The organism is Janthinobacterium sp. Bl 1 (genome assembly GCF_058215535.1).
Window position 1 is genome coordinate 3,012,837 of the sequence record NZ_CM177086.1, and the last position, 21,358, is coordinate 3,034,194.

At 58.2% G+C, this 21,358-nt stretch carries 13 protein-coding genes; all 13 read left to right on the forward strand.

Translation table 11 applies throughout. The features are described from left to right. The first annotated feature begins 65 nt into the window (after positions 1-65). The 13 genes from AC4BCN_RS13610 (at position 66) to AC4BCN_RS13670 (ending at position 21,300) form a co-directional block, all read left to right on the forward strand. Complete coding sequence (locus tag AC4BCN_RS13610) at positions 66-836, forward strand: hypothetical protein (RefSeq protein ID WP_338682113.1); 771 nt, start codon at positions 66-68, stop codon at positions 834-836. Next, positions 833-4,138: a type VI secretion system Vgr family protein gene (locus AC4BCN_RS13615; RefSeq protein WP_338682115.1), complete on the forward strand. Its 3,306-nt coding sequence runs from the start codon at positions 833-835 to the stop codon at positions 4,136-4,138. The genes AC4BCN_RS13610 and AC4BCN_RS13615 overlap by 4 nt, the downstream gene beginning before the upstream one ends. Positions 4,139-4,193: 55 nt before the next feature. Then, positions 4,194-7,247, forward strand: a complete 3,054-nt coding sequence (locus AC4BCN_RS13620; protein WP_338682116.1) for a phospholipase — start codon at positions 4,194-4,196, stop codon at positions 7,245-7,247. 28 nt (positions 7,248-7,275) lie between these two features. Next, positions 7,276-8,631: a T6SS immunity protein Tli4 family protein gene (locus AC4BCN_RS13625; protein ID WP_338682117.1), complete on the forward strand. Its 1,356-nt coding sequence runs from the start codon at positions 7,276-7,278 to the stop codon at positions 8,629-8,631. Between the two features lie 122 nt (positions 8,632-8,753). Then, on the forward strand, positions 8,754-11,558 hold the full coding sequence (locus AC4BCN_RS13630; RefSeq protein ID WP_338682119.1) for a type VI secretion system Vgr family protein: 2,805 nt from the start codon (positions 8,754-8,756) through the stop codon (positions 11,556-11,558). Then, entirely contained in the window at positions 11,545-12,468 is a 924-nt protein-coding gene (locus AC4BCN_RS13635; protein WP_338682120.1) for a DUF4123 domain-containing protein, read from the forward strand. Before AC4BCN_RS13630 ends, AC4BCN_RS13635 begins: the two co-directional genes overlap by 14 nt. A gap of 45 nt (positions 12,469-12,513) precedes the next feature. Further along, positions 12,514-15,417, forward strand: a complete 2,904-nt coding sequence (locus AC4BCN_RS13640; protein WP_072453878.1) for a T6SS effector BTH_I2691 family protein — start codon at positions 12,514-12,516, stop codon at positions 15,415-15,417. Between the two features lie 17 nt (positions 15,418-15,434). Further along, a complete protein-coding gene (locus tag AC4BCN_RS13645) occupies positions 15,435-16,214 on the forward strand; it encodes a hypothetical protein (protein WP_338682123.1) in 780 nt (259 codons plus the stop codon). A 31-nt stretch (positions 16,215-16,245) separates the two neighbouring features. Continuing rightward, positions 16,246-17,037 carry a hypothetical protein gene (locus AC4BCN_RS13650; protein ID WP_338682125.1) on the forward strand — a complete coding sequence of 264 codons (792 nt, stop codon included), beginning with the start codon at positions 16,246-16,248 and terminating at the stop codon, positions 17,035-17,037. A 124-nt stretch (positions 17,038-17,161) separates the two neighbouring features. After that, complete coding sequence (locus tag AC4BCN_RS13655) at positions 17,162-17,953, forward strand: hypothetical protein (RefSeq protein ID WP_338682126.1); 792 nt, start codon at positions 17,162-17,164, stop codon at positions 17,951-17,953. 52 nt (positions 17,954-18,005) lie between these two features. Continuing rightward, positions 18,006-18,314: a hypothetical protein gene (locus AC4BCN_RS13660; protein WP_338682127.1), complete on the forward strand. Its 309-nt coding sequence runs from the start codon at positions 18,006-18,008 to the stop codon at positions 18,312-18,314. A gap of 124 nt (positions 18,315-18,438) precedes the next feature. Then, positions 18,439-19,230 carry a hypothetical protein gene (locus AC4BCN_RS13665; protein WP_338682129.1) on the forward strand — a complete coding sequence of 264 codons (792 nt, stop codon included), beginning with the start codon at positions 18,439-18,441 and terminating at the stop codon, positions 19,228-19,230. Between the two features lie 297 nt (positions 19,231-19,527). Further along, on the forward strand, positions 19,528-21,300 hold the full coding sequence (locus tag AC4BCN_RS13670) for a ShlB/FhaC/HecB family hemolysin secretion/activation protein (RefSeq protein ID WP_338682131.1): 1,773 nt from the start codon (positions 19,528-19,530) through the stop codon (positions 21,298-21,300). Positions 21,301-21,358: the final 58 nt, after the last annotated feature.

Genomic DNA, 21,358 nt, shown 5'->3' on the forward strand with positions numbered 1-21,358 from the left:
CTAACATGCGTCACGCTTTTTTTTATTGTCGTAAGGTATTGCAAATATTGACAGGAGTTAAGATTTTGCAAAGCAATGACGACAGCCCACGGCCATCGACACGGCCCAGCTTATTGACGCCAGCGCAACAGGCCGAGGCCGACCGCAGCCGTATCCTCAACCATCTCGAAGGTGGCAGGCGGCCTGCGCCCGTGCCGCATGAAGGCAGGCGCGCCAGCCGGTGGCCCATCTGGGGCGGCATGCTGGCCGGCGCTTTGTTGCTGCTGGCCACCGGCGCCTGGCTGGGGCAACACGAGGCGGCGGCGGTGGCCGAACCCGCGTTGAGCAGTACGGCACCAGCGCCGGAAACACCGGCCGTGGCCGCCGCGCCCGTCACCGCCGCTGCCAGCATCCGGGAGGAGGAACAGCAGGCGCTGCCACGGCAGAGCTTGAGCGAAATGCTGGGCGCCGACTTGCCAGTCCCAGCGCCGGCGTCCGTGCCCGGCCCCAGGGATGTGCTGAGCAAGGCGCTGGAAAGCCCGCAGAAGAGCGCGTCCAAGCCGGCGCGCGCGCCGCAGAAAAAACCGCCAGCCAAACCGCTCAAGCCCGCTGCTCCGGCCAAGCCCGCCGTCACGCCGGAACAGGAAAACGACCTGGCGCTTCTGGCCGCGCTCGTATCGCATGCCCAGGCTGGCACGCCGCCCAAAAAAGCGCCGTCCAGCCTGCAAGTCCAGTTACAGCAATGCAGCAAATTGAAACCGGCGGCCGCCGATAGCTGCCGGCAGAGGACCTGCGCCGGCCGCACCGACAAGCCGTTATGCAAGGCGGCCAGGGCTGCGGCGAAAGGCGCGCGATGAGCGCAGCGCAGCTGGAGCAGGTGGATGCCGCGTTGGGCGCGTTCTCCAGCATCATGCGCTTGTACGAGATCACGCTGGAAGGCGACGGCGCGCAGGATGCGGGCCCCTTGCTGGTGGAAGCGTTCGCCGGTGACGAACAATTGCAGACACAAGGCGCGCGCGATGTCATCGTGCTGTCGACCAGCGCCCAGCTGGCGCTGGCGCCTATGCTGGGCAAGCTGGCCACGCTGCAAGTGAGCCTGTTTGATGGCAGCCGCGCCAGCTTCAGCGGCCATGTCAGCGAGGCGGCCATGCTGGGCAGCTTCGGCGGCCTGGCGCGCTACAGGCTGCGCCTGACACCGTGGCTGTGGCGGTTGGGCCAGGTGCGTAACAGCAGAGTCTGGCAAGACAAGAGCGTGATCGAGATCGTCGAGTCCGTATTCCAGTCCTATGCTCCCGCGGCGAGGTGGCGCTGGAGCGATGACACGCGTCCGTTCATGGATGGCGCCTCGGTGCGCAGCTATTGCTGCCAGTACCGCGAATCGGACCTCGATTTCGTCGGCCGCCTGCTGACCGAAGAAGGACTGGCATGGCGCTTCGAGGAGCAGGAAGGCGGCCATTGCCTGGTGCTGTTTGCCGACAGCAGCGCCGACAGCGCGGTGCCGGAAGATGCTTCCAGCGCGGCCGGCGGCGGCATCCGCTTTCATGGCGCGCGCGCCGGCGAGCAGGGCGATACGCTGCAGGCGTTCAGCACGGCGCGTTCGCTGAACACGGCGCTGGCGACCGTGCTCAGTTATGACTACAAGGCCAAGCAGGCGGTCGCGGCCGGCGTGCCGACCCGGACGGCGGTGGGCGGCCAGCATGCGCCATTGCTGGAAAGCTACGATACGCCTGGCCAGTATTACTATGCCGACGCTGCCCAGGCCAGCCGCTACGCGCTGTTGCGGATGCAGGCGCTCGAAGCGCGCAGCGAACGTTGCGTTGCGCGCTCGACGGTGCGCACCTTGCGCGCCGGTACGCGGTTCAGGCTGACACAGGGGCCGCTGCAGGGGGCGGGCGGCGATGCGCCGGCCCCGGCTTATACGGTGCTGCGCGTCTGCAGCGTGGGCGTCAACAACTTGCCGGCACCGGCCAGGCAAGGTTTGGCTGAATTGTTCGGCCCGATTCCGGAACTGCTGCAGGAAAGCCTGGGCACGCTGAACCTCGGACCGCGCCACATCGAACACTTCGAGCAGGTGATCGCCCAAGCGGTGGCCAGCGGCTATGCCAATCATCTGGAAGCGATTCCCGCCGCCACGCCGTGGCGCCCGGTGCTCGGTGAAAACGGATTGCGCCAGCATCCGAAACCGACCGCCTGCGGCAGCCAGAGCGCCATCGTCGTGGGCGCCGATGGCCAGGACGCGGCCAGCGGCGCCGATGAGATTTATTGCGACAGGCTGGGCCGGGTGCGCATCCGCTTTCACTGGCAACAGGAAACAGGCGCGACCTGCTGGGTGCGGGTGGCGCAGCGCGCGGCTGGCGGCGGCATGGGCAGCCAGTTCCTGCCGCGCATCGGCCAGGAAGTGCTGGTGCAATTCCTGGAAAACGATATCGACCGTCCCGTCATCGTCGGCGCGCTGTACAACGGCCAGGGCGAGGGCGGTACCAAGCCGACCCCGGGCGGTGTTGGCGGCGAGTCGGGCGACGCCGGCGTGTTCCAGCCGGCACACGATCACGCGGTAGCGGGCCAGGGCAATGTGGCGGGCGGCAACAGTCCCCTGTGGCATGGCGCCGCCGGAGCCAGTGCGGCGCACCGCAATGCCAGCGCGCAATGGGGCATCCGCAGCAAGGAATTCGGCAAGGCGGGCGGCCTGGCCGGCTACAACCAGCTGCTGTTCGACGACACCGACAGCCAGGGCCGGGTACAGCTGAAAAGCAGCCATGCGGCCAGCGAACTCACTCTTGGCCACCTGATCCACGCGGCCGACAATTACCGGGGCAGCCTGCGCGGCGCCGGCGCCGAGCTGCGCACCGATGCGTATGGCGCGGTGCGGGCGGGCGCCGGGCTCCTGATTTCCAGCTACCTCGTCAACCACGTCGCGCGGGCGCGCGACCCGGCCGGCGACAATGCGCCCGGCATGGCGCTGCTCAAGCAGGCGGCCAAGCTGGGCGAGACTTTCAGCGAGGCGGCCGTCACGCATCAGGGGGTGGCCTATGCGGCGCACTTGGGGGCGACGGCGCCCGGCAGCAGTGCGCTCGATGCCAAGGCCGCGCCGTTGCCGGCATTCTTGACCAGTGCCTCGGGCATGCTGAGCCGCGACAGCGTGGACGCCGCCAGGAGCGACGCGGCCGGCAAGCCCACGGCGCCAGCCGACGACAAGCTGCCGCACAGCAGCGACGCCATCATCGCGGTGGCGGCCAAGGCTGGCCTGGGCGTGGTGGCCGGCCAGGATATGCAATTGTCGAATGGCGAAACGGCAACACTGATGAGCGGGCTCGATACGCAGTTCGCCAGCGGCGGTCAATGGCGACTGCACACGGGCCAGGCGATCGGCATGCTGGGCGGTGTCGTCAAACCGGGCGAGGGCGAGCTGGGCGTCCAGCTGGTGGCGGCCAGCCAGCCCATCGAGGTGCAGGCCCAGTCCGACGAGATCAAGGTCCAGGCGCGCGAAGAGGTCAATGTCGCCAGCGCCAACGCGCACGTCGACTGGGCGGCGGCGAAAAGCATCCGCCTGTCGACGGCGGGCGGCGCCAACATCACGATCGAGGGCGGCAACATCACGATCCAGTGCCCGGGCAAGATCACCGTGTTTGCGGGCAAGAAGAGTTTTCTGGGGCCGGCAGGACTCGGCTATCCGCTGCAGCGCCTGCCGCGCTCCGAGCTGGCGCTGCGGCCCTTGAAATTCTTGCTGCGCCTGGCCGATACGCCGGGGCTGAAAGGCCATGCACTGGCGCACACGCCGTGGAAGATCGCCCATGGCGCGCAACCCGACGGCATGGATTTCATCGACGACGACAAGCTGGTGGCGCAGGGCAAGACCGATGCATCGGGGAATATCAAGCTCAGCGATGCAGAGGAAGAAAAACTTGCCGCCGTCTATGCGAGCAATCCGGACCATACATGGATCGTGTATCCGGGCCACAGCGTGCGGCTCAACGTGGAAACCGAATCGCCCGACTGGAGCGACAAGGAAAAGCTGTTCCATGCGATGCAGGCGGCGGACTTCAGCGCCGGACGCTACGGCACCATCTTCGAGGCGGCGGCGGCACCGCAGGCGCGCTATGCGAAAGAAGCGCTGGCTTCGCTGACCCTGAAAAATATCCTGCCGAAGGTGAAAGTCTGATGGTGACGCTTTCTTTCCCGCTACGCCACGTCGGCAACAGACCGCGACATGTGTCATGACAAATAAAAATATCTCCCAACTGACGGCCGAGGACGGTACGCCGAGCGCGCCGGCCACGTCGGCGCCCGGCTGTTTCGTGCACGATGGCGAGGAACTGCCGAATTTCCCCAAGCATAAGTGGGGCAGCATCTTTTCCGAACAGCAAAAGGGCAACCGCGTCGAGTTCTATGTCACCGGCGAAGAGTATTTCACGGCCGTGGCCAAGGCCATCGAAGGGGCAAAAAAATCGATTTTCATCACCGGTTGGCAAGTCAATTTCGATGTCGAACTGACGACGACCAAGACCTTGTTCGAATGCCTGGAAACGGCCATCGCCAGCCCCGCCGCGCCGAAAGTGTACGTGATGCCGTGGCTTTCGCCCAAGGTCGGCGTCGACACGGGCGACTTCGAAACCGTGCTGGCGATCTTCCAGCTCAATGCCGGCGTCGACGGCCCCGCCAAGGCGTTCGCCTTGCCGGCGATCGCCCAGAGCGACATGGAAGGCATGCTGGGCATCGGCTTTTCCCATCACCAGAAACTGGTGGTGATCGACGATGAGCGCGCGTTTGTCGGCGGCATCGACCTTGCCTATGGCCGCCGCGACAACGGCAAGTTTGCCCTCAGCCATGGCACGCGCAAGGGCAACGAGGTGTATAACACCTGCATCCCGGCCATCGAGTCCATGAATAATGAAGCGCAAACGGCCTACCTGACGCGCGCCGAACTGCTGGCCGGCTGCATCGGCGGAAAAGTCGGTGGCGTGGCCACGTTCGCCACCTCGGCCATGGCCACGCCGGTCGCCGTCGTGCTTGACGTGGTACAGGATGCCAAGGATGGCATCGTGCGGATATCGAAGAATATGTCCGCCAAATGGCAGGCGATTGACCTGATGCCCGACTTTATCGGCAAGCTGCAGGACATACCGATTGATGTCGCGCAGGATATATCGCGCTGGGCTTACGGCCAGCTCGACAAAGGTTTGCGCGACAAGGTCGATGGCGTGCGCACCACGGGCAGCGCGCATGTGATCGACGGCGGCACGGCGCTGATGTCGTGGTTGAACGCCGGCTCGCTGAACAAGCTGCCGCCTGAATTGCGCAGCGGCACGGTCAAGCTGCTCGAGACCTTCGTGATCGGCGTCCTCACTTATCTGTCGACCTTGGCCGACGCGCGTCCCACGCGCTATGAAAACCTGAAAAAACTGCGCAAGATCATGCCGACCGGGGCCAAGACCTTCGCCGCCACGCAGCCGCGCATGCCATGGCACGACGTGCATGCGGCCATCGTCGGGCCGTCGGTGAGCGACTTGAGCCGCAACTTCATCGAGCGCTGGAATGGCATTGCCCAGCGCTATGAAAAATCGTACCAGGCCAGCATGCCGCCTGCGCTGATCAAGATGTTCCAGGCACTGGGCATGTCCGGCACGCCCAGATTGATCTTGCAGCGCATCGCCGCCGCGCCGCCGCCGAATACGCATGCGCAGCCGGGCGACGCCTGGGTGCAAGTGTTGCGTAGCGCGCCGATGAAGCTGCTTAATGACGAGCGGGCGGCGCATGCGCGCGGTAGGAAACCTGAGGCCAGGCCGGAGTGGCCTCAGAACAATTGCCTCAAGGCGATGTTGACGGCGATTAATGGGGCGCAGAAATTCATCTATATCGAGGGCCAGTTTTTCCAGTCGGAATATGGCGACGATGCGAGCAAGACCAGGCCGCTGTCCGGTCCCATGGCGGCGCTGCTCGATATCAGCAAGTCGCCGGCCTATGAAAAGTACGCGCGGCAGCTCGGCGTGTACGGCGTGCCGCCGGCGGAGATGATCGACAAGCTGATCTGGTCGCAGATCGACGATGTCAGGGCCGACATTACCGGTGGCGGCAGCGATTTCATGGCCGATCTGTTCAATGTGATGAGCAACTATGCCGATATCACCTCGACGCGCATGATGGGCAAGGAAGAGTCGGGCATCCTCAATCCGATCGGCTTGGCATTGTCGCAGCGCATCGAGCGCGCCATCAACGATGGCTTGCCCTTCCATGTCTACATGGTGCTGCCGGTACACCCTGAAGGCACGCTCGACACCCTCAATATCATGACGCAGCTGCATTTGACGATGCAGTCGCTGGTGTTTGGAAAGGATAGCCTGGTCAACCGGATCCGGCGTGCCATCCTCGTGCGGGATTTGCGCAAGAGCAAAAAACTCGGAGCGGAAGAGGCCAGGAAAACCGTTGCCGGCTACGCGCCGGACCGGCTGGCCGAACTGGCCGGTGACAAGTGGACCAGCTACCTGACCTTGCTCAACCTGCGTTCCTGGGAAACCCTGGACAAGCGTCACGTGACGGAGCAGATTTATGTGCACTCCAAATTGCTGATCGCCGACGACCGGGTGGCAATCCTGGGCAGCGCCAATATCAACGACCGCAGCCAGCTTGGCGGGCGCGATTCGGAACTGGCGGTCGTCGTCAGGGATGACAACCAGACCGATGTCGAGCTTGATGGTGTCGATAGCGACAAGGTCAGCGTCAACGTGCATGACTTGCGGGTGCGCCTGTGGAAAAAACTGTTCGGCCTGACCGATGGCGCCACCCCGGCCAAGGACCTGATCAAGCACCTGTTGCGTCCGGCGGCCCCGGACACTTGGGAGGCGATTCAAAAAGTGGCGCTTGCCAATGCGGAAGCGTATGCCAAGGCCTTCGCTTTCCTGGCGCGGCCAAGCGGCAAGCCCAGCTCGATCTGGCCCACCTGGAATGCCAGGACGCGCAGTCTGGAGCACCACATGCCGTTCCACGAGCGCTTTTGGCGCGATGCCGATATCTTGCGCGACAAATCGCATTCCTGGGAGGCGCAAACGCGCGCGCCCGAATCGGCGCCCGTTGGCGTGCAGGGTTTTATCGTGGCCTTGCCGGTTACCTGGACGGCAGGCGAAAACAATATATCTGGCATGAATCTGACCCTGCTGGCCCATCAGGAGAAGAAACGGCTGCACGATGTCGACCATCCATTGCCGCAAGAAACCTACGCCCACGTTGAATCAGGCAAACGCCCGCCAACCGGCCAGAGCGAAAGCGCGGCCTGAAGAATAGTGTATTTTTTGATTGCTACCCATGATGATAGTTCGTTTTCCGCGTAGTGCCGTACGCCATCTCGCCGCTCTCCTGCTGTTTGCAGGCGCGCATGGCGACGGCATGGGCGCTGAGCAGGCCGATCCGGCGGCGCCGTCGCGCAAGCCGACGGCGCAGGAACTGATGCAAGCGACCGCATCCGGTTACGTGACGCCGGCCGGCACGGCGCGCGAATGCCTGGGGCGGCTGGTGTTCGACGTGCATGCGCCGGTGCAATGGCCGACCCGCTACAAGGACGCTTCCGACACGGGTATCTTTTACCGCTCTTTCAGCGAGGAAGTATTTCACCAAGGTGATGAGATACAGGTTGGAAATGTCCGCATCGGCGTGCTGGGGCCGCTAGGCAAGGAAGACCTGGCCGCCTTGCGGGAAGCCATGCCGCAAGCGAGGATCGACAGGCTGCAGGCGCTGCTCAAGGACGATGAGGCGGAACTGGCCCAATTGAAAGGCCAGCCCGCCAACGCCAGGACCCGTCAGGCGAGCTATCTGGCGCAAAAGTCGGTTACCGGCAGGCAGGCGCAGATCAAGGAACTGCAAAGTAACTATCAGGCATTTGATTCCGGCCTGCCCGGCAGTGAAGGCTACCGCAACAGCGAAGGGTCGGGAACGGTCAACCCCATGCGCTACTCCATCTATCGCAGCCACCTGAAGCGCGGCGATTATGTCTACGTGTTTGAATCCACGCAAGAAATACGCGACAAGGATAGCGAGGCAGCGCATGGCCAGCAGTTCATCCGCTTCCTGAAAAGCTTCCGCCCGCGCGCCGCCAACGAAGTGCCGAAAGACTTGGGCCTGTGCATTCCGCATGGCTTTATCGCTGACGATGGCAAGACGGTCAGCGCCATCAAGCAGTCCTTGCGCTGGCCCGACGCGCCCGGCGTGTTGTACACGATCAGCACCGGCAATGTCGATCCGCGCGCCTTGAAAGTGCCGCTGGCCCAGGCGGCCGCCACCGGCGGCATCGGCAAGTTCGGCAGCCGTGGCGAGCAGGAAGCCCAGCCTTTCATTGTCGAACGCATCGCGCCCCGTAGCGCCCGCATCGGCGCGCTGACGGCGCAGCAGGGCGGCGTGGCGCTGAAAGTGAGCCGGCCCGGCAGCATGCCGTTTGAAACCTATACGGTATTTACCGGTTACGCGGGATGGCTGGGTACGGCAGTGCTGCCCTACATCCTGATCGAACTTAACAGCCGCAGCATGGAGCAGGCGCCGGAACTGAAGCAGAATCCGCCGCCGTTCAAGACCAGCTACACGCGCCTGGAAACCTTGTTGAAGAGTACACATTTGCGGCCCACGGAACCGGCCATGCCGGAGCTGCGCGGTCTTAACGGCTCGCAATGATTGCCGCAGTCCGGATTTCAATCGAAACACTCTTGCTATAACGAAATTTCTAGGGTGTAATGGCTTTGATAAAAGTGCTTATTTACTAATTTTATGCGGTAAGCCGCGTGATGGAGTTCCGGATGTCCATGTCCTTGCCCGCCAGTTTCACGCAAGCCAGCAGATTGTTACAGCTGACCACGCCCCTCGGCGCTGACCGCCTGCTGGCCGAATGCGTGCGCGGCGAGGAGGGCTTGAGCACGGGCTTCGTGTTCCAGATCGCGGCCCTGTCGACGGACGCCGCCATTTCCTTGCGTACCCTGATCGGCCAGCCGGCCCTGCTGCAATTGCTGACCGCGACCAGCGCCGACGCGCTGCGCCCGTTCCACGGCCACATCACCGCCGTTGAGCTGGTTGGCGCGAATGGCGGCATGGCGCGCTATCAGTTGACACTGGAACCGTGGAGCACGTTTCTTGCCCACGGCCGCGACAGCCGCGTGTTCCAGGACATGACGGTATTCGACATCCTCGACGCGCTGTTTGCCGCTTATCAGGCGCAAGGCAAGCTGGCGCCGGCCTGGCGTTTCGATATTCTCGACCGAGCGGCATACCCGAAACGCAGCCTGAGCACCCAATACCAGGAAAGCGACTGGGCCTACGCGCAGCGCCTGATGCACGAGGAAGGCCTGTTTTATTACTATGAGCATAGCGGCGATCCGGGCAGCCCCAGCCTGGGCAGCCACTGCCTGGTGATCGCGGACCATAACGGCGCGTTCAAGCCGAATGCCCAGAGCAGCATCGATTTCACGCAGCCGGGTGCCGTGATGAAGGTCGACAGCATCGACCGCTGGCGCACCGAATTGCGCCAGCAGACCAATGCCATCGCCATCGGCAGCTGGGATTACCGCTCGCTCGACCAGCGTGTCGCCAGCGCGACGGGTGAGGCGCAGCAGGTGGAGCTGCTCAGCCGCGACGCGCCCGGGGCCTATGCCTACGCCTCGCGTGAGCAGGGCCAGCGTATCGCGCGCAACCAGTTGCAGGCGCTTGAAGCGGGCAAGGAAGTCCATGTGGCGGCCGGTACCGTGCGTACCTTGTCGCCGGGCACCACGTTCAGCTTGCAGGGACAGCCGGTGTTCGACCAGGGTAGCGACGACGCACGCAACTTCCTGGTCGTGCGCACGGTGCACCTGATGCACAACAACCTGAGCGCGGATCTGCAATCGTCTGTTGTGCAAACGCTCAAGACGGGCTTGCTCGATGCGGCCATCCGCAAGGAGCAAGCGGGCAGCCTGCACCGCATGCCCGCGCTGCTGGGCGCCATTGCCGAGCGGCCCCTGTACCGCAACCGCATCGATGCCATCCGCAGCAACATTCCTTATCGCGCCAGCGGCAAGGACCAGCATGGCCGGCTGCTGCATCCGCGCCCGACCGTGCATGGCCAGCAGACGGCCGTCGTGGTGGGCCCGGCCGGCGCCGCGATTTACACCGACCGCGACCACCGCATCAAGGTGCAATTTCACTGGCAGCGCGGCGTCACGAGCCACAGCCGCCTCGACCATCCGCAAGGCGGCAAGCATACTGGTGCGCCTGGCGATGACAGTGCCGGCACCTGGGTGCGCGTGGCCTCCACCATAGCGCCGGTGGCGGGCGCCAACTGGGGTGGCCATGCCTTGCCGCGCATCGGCCAGGAAGTATTGATTGATTTCCTGGAAGGCAATATCGACCGGCCGCTCGTGATCGGTGCCGTCTACAACGGCCAGGGCACGGCCGATGCCCAGAATAATCGCGTGTCCCATGGCGCCGGGCCCGCCACCGGCAATGCACCGGCCTGGTTTCCCGGTGAGGCGGGCGCGCATGCTCACCCGGCCGCGTTGTCCGGCATCAAGAGCCAGGCCATGCAGGCCAGCCAGCAGGGCGGCGCGGCGTACAGCCAGCTCGTGTTCGACGACAGTCCGGGTCAGCCGCGCGTGGCCCTGCAGCGCCATGCCGGCGCGCACCAGGGTACTGCCGAGCTGAACCTCGGGCACTTGCGCCATCAGACCGACAACCAGCGGCTGGCCGCCGCCGGCTTCGGCGCCGAACTGAAAACCGAGCACAGCGCCGCGCTGCGTGCGGGGCAGGGGCTGCTGCTGTCGACCGACGGGCGTACCAACGCCAGCGGCACACAGATGGATACGAAGGAAGCCACGGCCCAGATCGAACAGAGCCTGGCCTTGCTGACTTCGCTTGCCGAGACGGCGCAAAAGCACAAGGCTGTGTTAGGCGGTGGGCAAGGCCAGGCCGAAACGGCGCCCGATACCTTGCCTGCACTGAAACAATTGGCGAACAGCATCGACATGCTCAAGGGCACGACGGGCACAGGCGACGGCCAGGCAACGGCCTACGGGGCGCCCCAGTTGCAATTGTCCAGTCCGGCCGGCATCGCCGCCACCACGCCGCTCAATGCGCTTTTCGCCGCCGGCAATACGAGCAGCATCGCGGCAGGGCAGGACATCAATTTCGGCGCGCAAGGCAACCATTTTCATGCGATCAGTTCCGGCATCAGCCTGTTCACCTATGGCAAGGCCAGCAAAGCCGATAAACCCAACCAGGAAACCGGCATCCGCCTGCACGCCGCCAGCGGCAAGGTCAGCAGCCAGAGCCAGTCCGATGAAACAAAATTAACCGCAGACAAGGCCGTGACCGTGGCCAGTGTCAGCAAAAGCGTCAATATCAGCGGCAAGCAGCATGTGCTGATGACAGTGCAGGGCGCCTATATCAAGCTCGAGGGTGGCAATATCGAAATCCATGGACCCGGCAAGATGGAATTCAAGGCCGGCATGAAGGAGTTCACGGGGCCGGCCAGTGCCAGCCCTGTACCCCTGGCCTTGCCAATGGGACAATTGAAAGGCTGTGCGCTGAAACTTCTCGATGCCACGATGGCGGGAGCGGCCAGTGTCAAACGATAATTCACCGTCGCCAACCGTATCGGCGGTGCGCGCCGATGAAGTGCTGTACAACGTGGCCCGCGACTATGACAGGACCGTCGTCCTGATCGACCAGTTCATCGACAATCCCCTGCGCGAGGCGATCGAAGCCCTGTCGCCGCCCGCGGCCAGCGTGCTGCTCGATGACCCGATCTTCGAGGATGACTTGCAACGCGCGCCGATGCTGCTCGAACTGTCAAACCGCCGGCCCGAGCACTACGCGCTGGTCGAACAGAGCCTGAAGCTGGCGCTGGAGCAGCAAGCCGAAGCCGGCGCGGTACCCCGGATCTGTGCCTGGCTGTTTGGCCAGGCGACCCTGGAGCGCTTGCGCAGCGCCATGCTGGCGCGCCTGAATGTGCGCTATCCGTCCGGCGACGCCGTCTACCTGCGCTATTTTGACCCGCGCGTCATGCCGCATCTGGCAAGAGTGTTGCCCCCGTCTAGCGTGGCAGGCCCAGGGGGGGGCAGCAGTTTTTCCGATCTGCTCGGTCCTGTTGAAAAATGGTGCCAGCTCGACCGCGATGGGCAGCTGATCCAGCATGGCCATGCGCAGCCGGAGTCGGCGCTACAAGACATTCCCCTGCGTATCGATGAGCCGACCATGCAGGCGATGGAGCGCATCGAGCAGATCAACCTGGTGGTGCGCATCCTGCGCGCAAGGCAAACGGCAATCGGGCCTGGCATCGATGCGCAAATCGACCACCATCTTGTCCACAGCGCAAGTGCGGGCCTGGAGCAGGCTGACGATCAGATCGCCTATGCCTGGCGCGCCGTTGAATACGGCCAGGCCTTCACCTTGCACCCCGCCCTCGGGGAACTGATGCGGATGGCAGCGACGCAAGGCTTGCCGCTGGACATAGTATTGAAAGCCCGTCTGCATTCCCTGGACTGATGCCCAGCAGGATGGCCGCGTGCCGCACACCTAACAGGAAGAGCGATGAAAGACTGTAAATTCTGCGATAAAAACGGCTTGTTCATCTTGCCCTTGCGCTATGCGGCAGTGGTGGGCGAGGGGGCGGCCGGCAGCGTGCCCGCGCTGCCAGGCAAGCTGGGCGACAAGGTCAAGCACATCAAACTGGAAAACGCCAGCTATGCGCCGCGCCTGCTGCGCTCCGGCTTCCTGTACGTGCTGATCAAGCGGTCGGGATTGCTGTATTGGGAGGGCTATTTTGCCGACGACGACGCCTTTCTGTCGAAGTTCCCCGTCGATACACCGCCCTCGGCGGCCGTGACTTTCTCCTGCGACCGCACCACCTGCGGCATCAATGCCAGCCTGATCGCGATCGACAAGATCGAGTTTGTCGAAAAAATTTATCTGCTGTTTACGCCGACTGCCATGACGACAGATCGGCTGGACGCCTATGCGGCCAATGCCGACGCCAGGGTTGGAACTGGACAGATGCAGGTATTCCTGCCGAAGGAATGGGCGGCAGGCAGTACCGAACAGCCGCACAGCCTGAAGCCAGAAGAGCTGGGCAAATACGTGCCGGAATCGATACTGGCCAGGCAGTACCAAAATGCCAGCAAAAGCCAGCTGGGCAAGAATATCATGGGGCAATTGTACCGGGGGACTGCCGATGCGTTTCGCGGCATGTCCAACATGCCCTCGGCGACGCCGGGCGGGCGAATTGGAAAATTGGAAGAAAAGATGGTGGCTGGCAAAGCCGCCGCTTTTGTCGTGTTCGATCCCATTGGCATTACGCAGGAATTGAATGATTATCGCAATGCTGCCATGCAACCGCTGGAAGATTTCCTGAAGCGTGAAGACAAGGACAAGATCAGCAATCAGCGCAAATTGGAGGTCATGGTTGCGATCGAGGACGTCAAGGATGCCGCCATCAAATACGGGGTAGAAATCCGCAAGAAAAACCTTGCCGACCTCGATGCGATCCGCTTGCCGAATCTCGATCAGGATAATGCGCAGATGCTGCGGAAACTGAACCGCGTCAAGGAAGCGGAAATTATCGAGGAGCGCATCAGGAAAAATGAAGAAGCGCGTGAGAATCGGCGCGAGCATATTTTGGCGACCAGCGAGCAAAACGAGCGAGAGAAATTCACCGGCAAATATGAATCATTGATATCGGTCGATGAGATCGATTTGCTCAAGAAAACGCTGGAGAACTTGTCCAACAAAGCTGATGTGGAAACGAAAAAGAGAAATGCGAACCATCTCAAGTGGGTCACCTCTGCGGAACTGGTCGATGCTTTCGACTCCTACGACGAGCAGAACCTGGGCAGTGGTTTTTGCTTCACCCTCGAACATTCCTTGTGCACGTTCGGCATGTTTGCCCATAAAGACAATTTGCCCATTCTGAAAAGTTGGATGGATGTGAAAGCGGTGGAGCGTAAAAACTTGTACATGCGCGCAAATTTCTACAATTTCAAATCGCTGTACGACGAAGCAAAAAAAGCTTTTCAGGAAGCAAAAGACCAGGTCGAGGCGGCTGGTGATATTTCAAAGGTGCAAGGTGCACCTTGGTTGAAAGCTTGCAAGGGACTGGTCGATTCCTTCAAGAAGATCGATTCCGCCTGGGATGAGTGGTTGCGAGATAAAAACATCATCGATATCCATACCGGCAAAACCAAGCCGGACCCGGCCAATAGAATACACAGCCTTTCCAAATATCATCGTAGCGTGGAGGGCATGGTCTACGCACGGATATCGGAATGGACCCAGGCCATGTCCAGCAAGAGCAGCCGGCTGGACAAGGCAATTTCCAGCGTCGTCGGTGCATTGCTTTACTCCAAACTCGCTGATCTGGCCGAGAAAATTGGCTTCGAAGAGTTGATGAATCCGCTGAAGGACAAGATCGCCGGGGAACTGAAGGAAAAGGCGAAAAAGTATGCCGATACCCTGAGGACAGAAAGCGAGAAAAACAAGCTGGAGCAGGGCATCGACAGGAAAGCAGCACGCATGGCGCGCGCGGAAGCGACCAAAATTGCCCAGGCTGATGCGGCAAAGGTGGAAGGGAGCATCGAAAAGCTGATCGAGGATGAACAGCTAAAAGTCAAAAACAAGATCAAGCTGGCGCTGGACGATATCGACAAGGGAAAACGGCCCGAAACCAACAATTTTCGTCATGCCCGGATCGGTGTTGTTTTGATGTCGATCGAAGGTATTTCCTTGACGACCAAACTCCCGCATTTTGCGGATTCCCCACGCATCAAGGCGGAAATTACGGCGTCTATCCTCTCGCTGAGCAGCATGTCATTCGATCTCGTCTATGCGGTGGCAAAATCAATCAGGGAAATTAGCCCTTACAAAAATATTGTAGGTATTAAAGATGCTGCGGATGTGATCCGCGGTGGGCTGAAAATGACGGCAGGAACACTCGGAGCCAGTGCTGGTGCGATTGCATCTTGCCTTGACATGCTTTCTGCTTTTGATGAATACAACAAAGAGCGTGTGAACTGGATTCTGTTTGGGATTTACACGGGACGTGCGATTATGGGCCTGTTCAATACTGGCCTGGGCCTGATCGCTGCATTCTCTTACGCGGCACCACTGCTTTGGCGAATGGCCGGTTCCACTCTCATGAGTAATTCGGTGCTGGCGCTGAGAATGACGCATTTCTTTGCTGAATCGGCAACCCTGGCAGCCAGACTGGGGCTGGAACGTACCCTGTGGTTGATCAGACTTGCACGTTTTAATCTCATCGGCGTAGCCGTTACGGTGGTCGAGGTTGGATATCGTGTGTGGATCATGGATGACGCTTTGGAGAATTGGTTTCAAGCCTGCACCTTCAGAAAGAGCAGGGGGTGGTTCAGTGAAAAACCTTATGACACGGTCGAGAAGGAACTGCTGGAACTGCAAAAGGCGTTCAAGGCAATTCAATCCTAAATAGCTGGAGTTGATTAATGAGTAACAACAGATTTTCTGACGAAGTTTTGTTCAGTGTAGACGGTGTATTGACGGAGCTGCATATATCGGCAACGACCGTTAATTTATTGAAAGAAATTGAGACCAAGCTGGCGGGGAAAAACCTTGCAGGCGGGCTTGCCGCCGCCGCCAATGGCATGTATGGCGCCTTGGCCAACTCCGCCATGTTGAGCTTGTACGATGGCGAAGACATGTTTAATTTTGCCGCCCTGGTCAACGGTAAGGTGGTGTGTGGCGTCTTCGACAAGGCCAACAAACTCAAGAATGGTGATGTCGTGAAACTCGTGGTGTCGGAACGAGGAGAGGTGCTGCACGTGCACAGCTTGCTGCGCATCGAGGACAGCCTGTTGTTGATGCCCTTGAACGTCTACTGTGGAGAACGGGCTTTTTTCAAAGGCTGCATGAGAGTGGCATGGCGGTTTACCTTGTTCGCCTGGCTGGTCATGTTTGCCGGCTTTTTTTACAGCGTCGACATTTCAATGGATGATCTGGTAAAGCCGTTGATAGCAAGTAGCATCATGCTCCTGCTGCCTGTGTTGATCCTGTTTCCATTTGAATACTGGACCTACAAGTCCATGCGCTATTACTCCCTATATGCATCAGCCATATTCACCGCCTATGGTTTCCCCCTGCCGGACGATCTGGATATTCGCAGTGGCATGATTTTATATAAGGACGCAGCTTATGGTTTTGGCGCGATCAATTGTGAAATTGCCCTTCAAAAGCATCGAGATAAATACAAGTTGAATCATGCCTGACTTCCCATTGACGAAAAATTAGATAAATTTAATGGGTGATAAAAATTGCTTCGAAGAGATTTCAAGTGAGTGGTATTTTATTCTGGAAGGGGAAATCACAGAGTTTCAGACTGCTGCAGCAACTATAAACTTACTCAGGAAAATAGAAAAAAATATTGAGGAGAAAAACCTTGCAGGTGGCGTCGCAGCGGCCATCAATGGCATGCCTGGAACATTGGCAACGTCAGCCATGCTAAGTTTTTACGATGGCGAAGATATGCATACTTTTGCCGGGCTGGTCAATGGCGAAGTAGTCTGTGGTGTTTTTGATGATGCGGACAAGATCAGGGATGGCGATGTCGTCAAATTGGTCGTGGCAAGAAGGGGTGATGTCCTGCACGTACACAGCCTTCTTCGTATAGAGGATAGCCTCTTACTGATGCCTCTGAATGCTTATTGCGGACAACGCGCTTTTTTATGGAATTGCATGAGATTTGCAAGAAACATGACGTTATTTGTTTGGGTTGTTTTATTTTCTGGATTTTTTTTATTGATCGATGTATCAATGGAAAAGAAAGAAAATTTAATTACAGCATTTGGCGCAATATTTTTGATACCTCCGTTGTTTTGTTTTCCTTTCGAATACTGGACATATAAGAGTATGCGTGGTTATTCAGTTTGCGCTGAGAAAATTTTCCTCGCTTATGGTTTCCCAAAGCCAGATGTATTTGATGCTCGCAGAGGGATTACTTTTTTCGAAAATAATGGAAATGGATTTTTTGCGACGAATTGTGAGCTGGCTCTGAAAAAACACAGGTTGAAGCATAAGATTCCACCTGCTTGATAAATATGCAACTTTATGAAAAGAAGAGGGGGCTAGCGAATAGTTGTTTGATTCTGGTGAAAAAATCGATGGAGTTACATAAAGCATTAAAGGTGGCTCAAGCATAACTGTTAGGAAGCGCATCATGGCCGAAGAGAATATTGAAAAAACATCTTCCGAAGGGGATTTTTTTACAGTGGAAGGAAAGCTCACGGAATTCCATATGGCTGCAACAAATGTGAATTTACTTGACGAAATCGAAAGCAGCCTTGCGGAAAAAAATTTGGCAGGTGGCGTTGCCGCCCTCATCAACGGCATACCAGGGGCATTGGCAAATGCCGCCATGCTGAGTTTTTACGATGGCGAAGATATGTACAATTTTGCCGGAATGGTCAACGGAAAAGTAGTGTGTGGTGTTTTTAGAGACGCTGATAAAATCAAGGATGGCGATATCGTCAAATTGGTGGTGACACAGAGAAATGACGTGCTGTACGTGCACAGTTTGCTCCGTATTGACGATAGTTTGTTGCTGATGCCATTGAATACCTATTGCGGAAAGCGAGCTTTTTTCTGGAGTTGCATGAAGTTTGCGCGGAATATGATACTGTTTATGTGGGTTATGGCTTTTGCTGCCTTTTTTTCATATGTTGATATATCAGTTGAAAAAAAAGAATATTTAATTGTGGCATGTGGAATTATATTCCTGGCTCCTTTGGTTTTTTGGTTTCCTTTCGAATATTGGAGCTTCAGAACCATGCGTGATTATTCGATATGTGCGACAGAAATTTTCGCTGCCCATGGTTTTCCAAGGCCTAGTGACTTTGATATGCGAATGGGTGCTACTTTATTTAAAAATCAAAGCCATGGCTTTATTGGATATAGTTGTGAGTTGGCTTTGAAGAAACACCGGTTGAAATATAATATTCAATCTTCCTGATAATTTTTTTTAATTTTGAAGTTCGATCTCAGTTACTCTCTGCACGGAATTGATGGGTTATTGGAAATATATTATTGGTATCAATGGAAAAAAAGAAAATTTAATTACAGCATTTGGCGCGATATTGTTGATGCCTCCGTTGTTTTGTTTTCCTTTCGAATACTGGACATATAAGAGCATACGTGATTATTCTGTATGCGCTGAGAAAATTTTCCTCGCTTATGGTTTCCCAAAGTCAGATGTATTTGATGCTCGCAAAGGGATTACTTTTTTCGAAAATAATGGAAATGTATTTTTTGCAACGAATTGTGAGCTGGCTCTGAAAAAACACAGGTTGAAGCACAAGATTCCATCTGCCTGATAAATATGCGACTTGAGGAAAAGAAGTGGGAGCTAGCGAATAGCTGTTTGATTCTGGTGAAAAAATTGATGGAGCTGCATAAGGCATTAAAGGCGGTTCAAGCATAATTGTTAGGAAGCGAATCATGGCCGAAGAGAATATTGAAAATACATCTTCCGAAGGGGATTTTTTTACAGTGGAGGGAAAGCTCACGGAATTCCATATGGCTGCAACAAATGTGAATTTACTTGATGAAATCGAAAGCAGCTTTGTGGAAAAAAATCTGGCTGGTGGCGTTGCAGCCGTGATCAACGGCATGCCAGGAGCCTTGACAAATGCCGCCATGCTGAGTTTTTACGATGGCGAAGATATGTACAATTTTGCCGGAATGGTCAACGGAAAAGTAGTGTGTGGCGTTTTTAGAGACGCTGACAAGATCAAGGATGGCGATATCGTCAAATTAGTGGTGACACAGAAAGAGGATGTGCTGTACGTACACAGTTTGCTGCGCATCGACGATAGCTTTTTTATGATGCCATTGAATGCTTATTGCGGAGAGCGTGCTTTTTTCTGGAGTTGCATGAAATTTGCAAGGAACATGACATTCGCTGTTTGGATAATTCTTTCACTTATGCTTCTTTTTTCTATCGATGTATCGTTAGAAAAAAAAGAGCATTTAATTACGATGTTTGGCATCATATTTCTGATTCCGCTAATTTTTTGTTTTCCTTTTGAGTATTGGAGCTTTAGAACCATGCGTGACTATGCGGTCTATGCGACAGAAATTTTCGCTGTCCATGGTTTTCCAAGGCCAAATGACTTTGATATGCGCGAAGGCGTTACTTTATTCAAGGATCACAGCTATGGTTTTATTGGGTATAGTTGTGAATTGGCATTGAAGAAGCATAGGTCGAAATACAAAATTCAGTCTGCTTGATAATTTCAAAAATAAATTTCCCGTTCAGAAAATATCTAGCTTGGCAGTGATCGTCCAGGCTGCTGCAGGCACGCTAGGTGCTGTTCCAGCGTACAGGCAGCGACAAGTGACGGAGATCTTGTCGCAGGCTTCAGCATGATCTTGGGTGCTCAAGACGATATCTTTGATTACTAGTGGTAATTGGATAGATGAAAAGTAGTTACCAAAGAGGTAAAGTTCTCAAGAAATAAATAAAGTTGCCCGGTAGAAATAATTAATTTATAATTTCCTTACGTAAATAATTATTTAAGGCAACATATGCACCTGCGCTTGACGCCATGGTGCGGTGTATTTTTGTTTAGCGGCACCCTGTGTGCCGCCGTGTCCGCGCAGACCCGTCCCGAAATCGCGCCGCCCCTTCCCACCACGCCTGGCAGCAGCCAGCGCGACGATGCCAGCCAAGAATTGATACGCCAGCAAGAGCGCGAGCGCGTCCTGCGCCAGCAGCAGGAACGCAATCCCGACGTGCGCCTGCTCGATGCGCCTGCCGCGGTGTCAGCAAACCGCTTGCCGACGGGCGAATCGCCGTGTTTTACGATTGACCATCTTGTGTTGCGCGGCGAGGATGCGGCGCAGTTTCAGTTGGCATTGAACGCCACCAACCGCGACGACCTGGGCGCGCTGGATTCTCCGCTGGGCCGTTGCCTGGGCACGCAGGCCATCAATGTACTGATGGGCCGCATGCAGAACGCCATCATCGCGCGCGGCTACGTCACCACGCGCGTGCTGGCCGAGCCGCAGGACTTGAGCAAGGGTAGTTTGGCCTTGAGCGTGATACCGGGGCGTATCCGCCAGATCGGTTTTGCGCCCGGCACGAATCCCCGGGCCACTTGGTGGAATGCCGTGCCGGCGCGGCCCGGCGACTTGCTCAACGTGCGCGATACGGAGCAGGCGCTGGAGAACTTCAAGCGCGTGCCGACGGCCGAGGCCGATATCCAGATCATGCCGGCCGAGGGCGGCAACGCCAAGCCGGGCGAGAGCGACCTGCAGATCCAGTGGAAGCAGGGCTTGCCGTTTCGGCTGGCGCTGGGCCTCGATGATGGCGGTTCGCGCTCGACAGGCAAGCTGCAGGGCAGCGTGACCCTGTCGTACGACCACTGGTTGACCCTGAACGACCTGTTTTACCTGAGCCTGAACCAGAACGTCGACGGTGACCGCAACGGTCCGCGCGGCACGGGCGGCATGGTGGCCCACTATTCGATTCCCTACGCTTACTGGCTGTTGGCCTTCACGGCCAGCGACAGCCATTACCACCAGTCCGTGGCCGGCATCAATCAAGACTACAACTACAGCGGCGCCAGCCAGAACAAGGAAGTGAAACTCTCGCGCATGGTGTACCGCGATGCGTCGCGCAAGACGACGGTGTCCTTGCGTGGCTGGCAACGCGCCGCGCAGAATTTCATCGACGACACGGAAGTGGAAGTGCAGCGCCGCCGCATGGCGGGCTGGGAACTGGGTATCGGTCATCGCGAATTCATGGGACAGGCCACCTTGGACTTGAACCTGCAATACCGGCGCGGCACGGGCGCGATGCATGCGATGGCGGCGCCCGAGGAAGCATTTGGCGAGGGCACGTCGCGTTTCAAACTCATCCTGGCCGACGCGGCCCTGTCCGCGCCGTTCAAGCTGGCTGGCCAGCCGCTGCGCTACGCGGGCAGCTGGCGCATGCAGCACAACCGCACGCCGCTGGTGCCGCAAGACCGCTTTGCCATCGGCGGGCGCTACACGGTACGTGGCTACGACGGCGAAAGCAGCTTGTCCGCCGAGCGCGGCTGGCTGCTGCGCAATGAGCTCGGCGTGCCGCTGGGCAGCAGCGGCCAGGAAGCGTATGCCGGGCTGGACCACGGCGAAGTGTCGGGGCCATCCGCCGAATGGCTGATTGCGCGGCGCCTGACGGGCTGCTTCGTCGGTTTGCGCGGCCAGTGGCTGGGCGTGCAGTACGACGCCTTTGTCGGCTGGCCCGTGCGCAAACCCGAGCTGTTCCGTACGGCCAGCCATACGGCCGGCTTCAGCCTGAACGCCAGTTACTAAGACGCCGCCATCGATCAGTTGTCATCTCCCTTTATCGCATCATTTAATTGTCATTAGG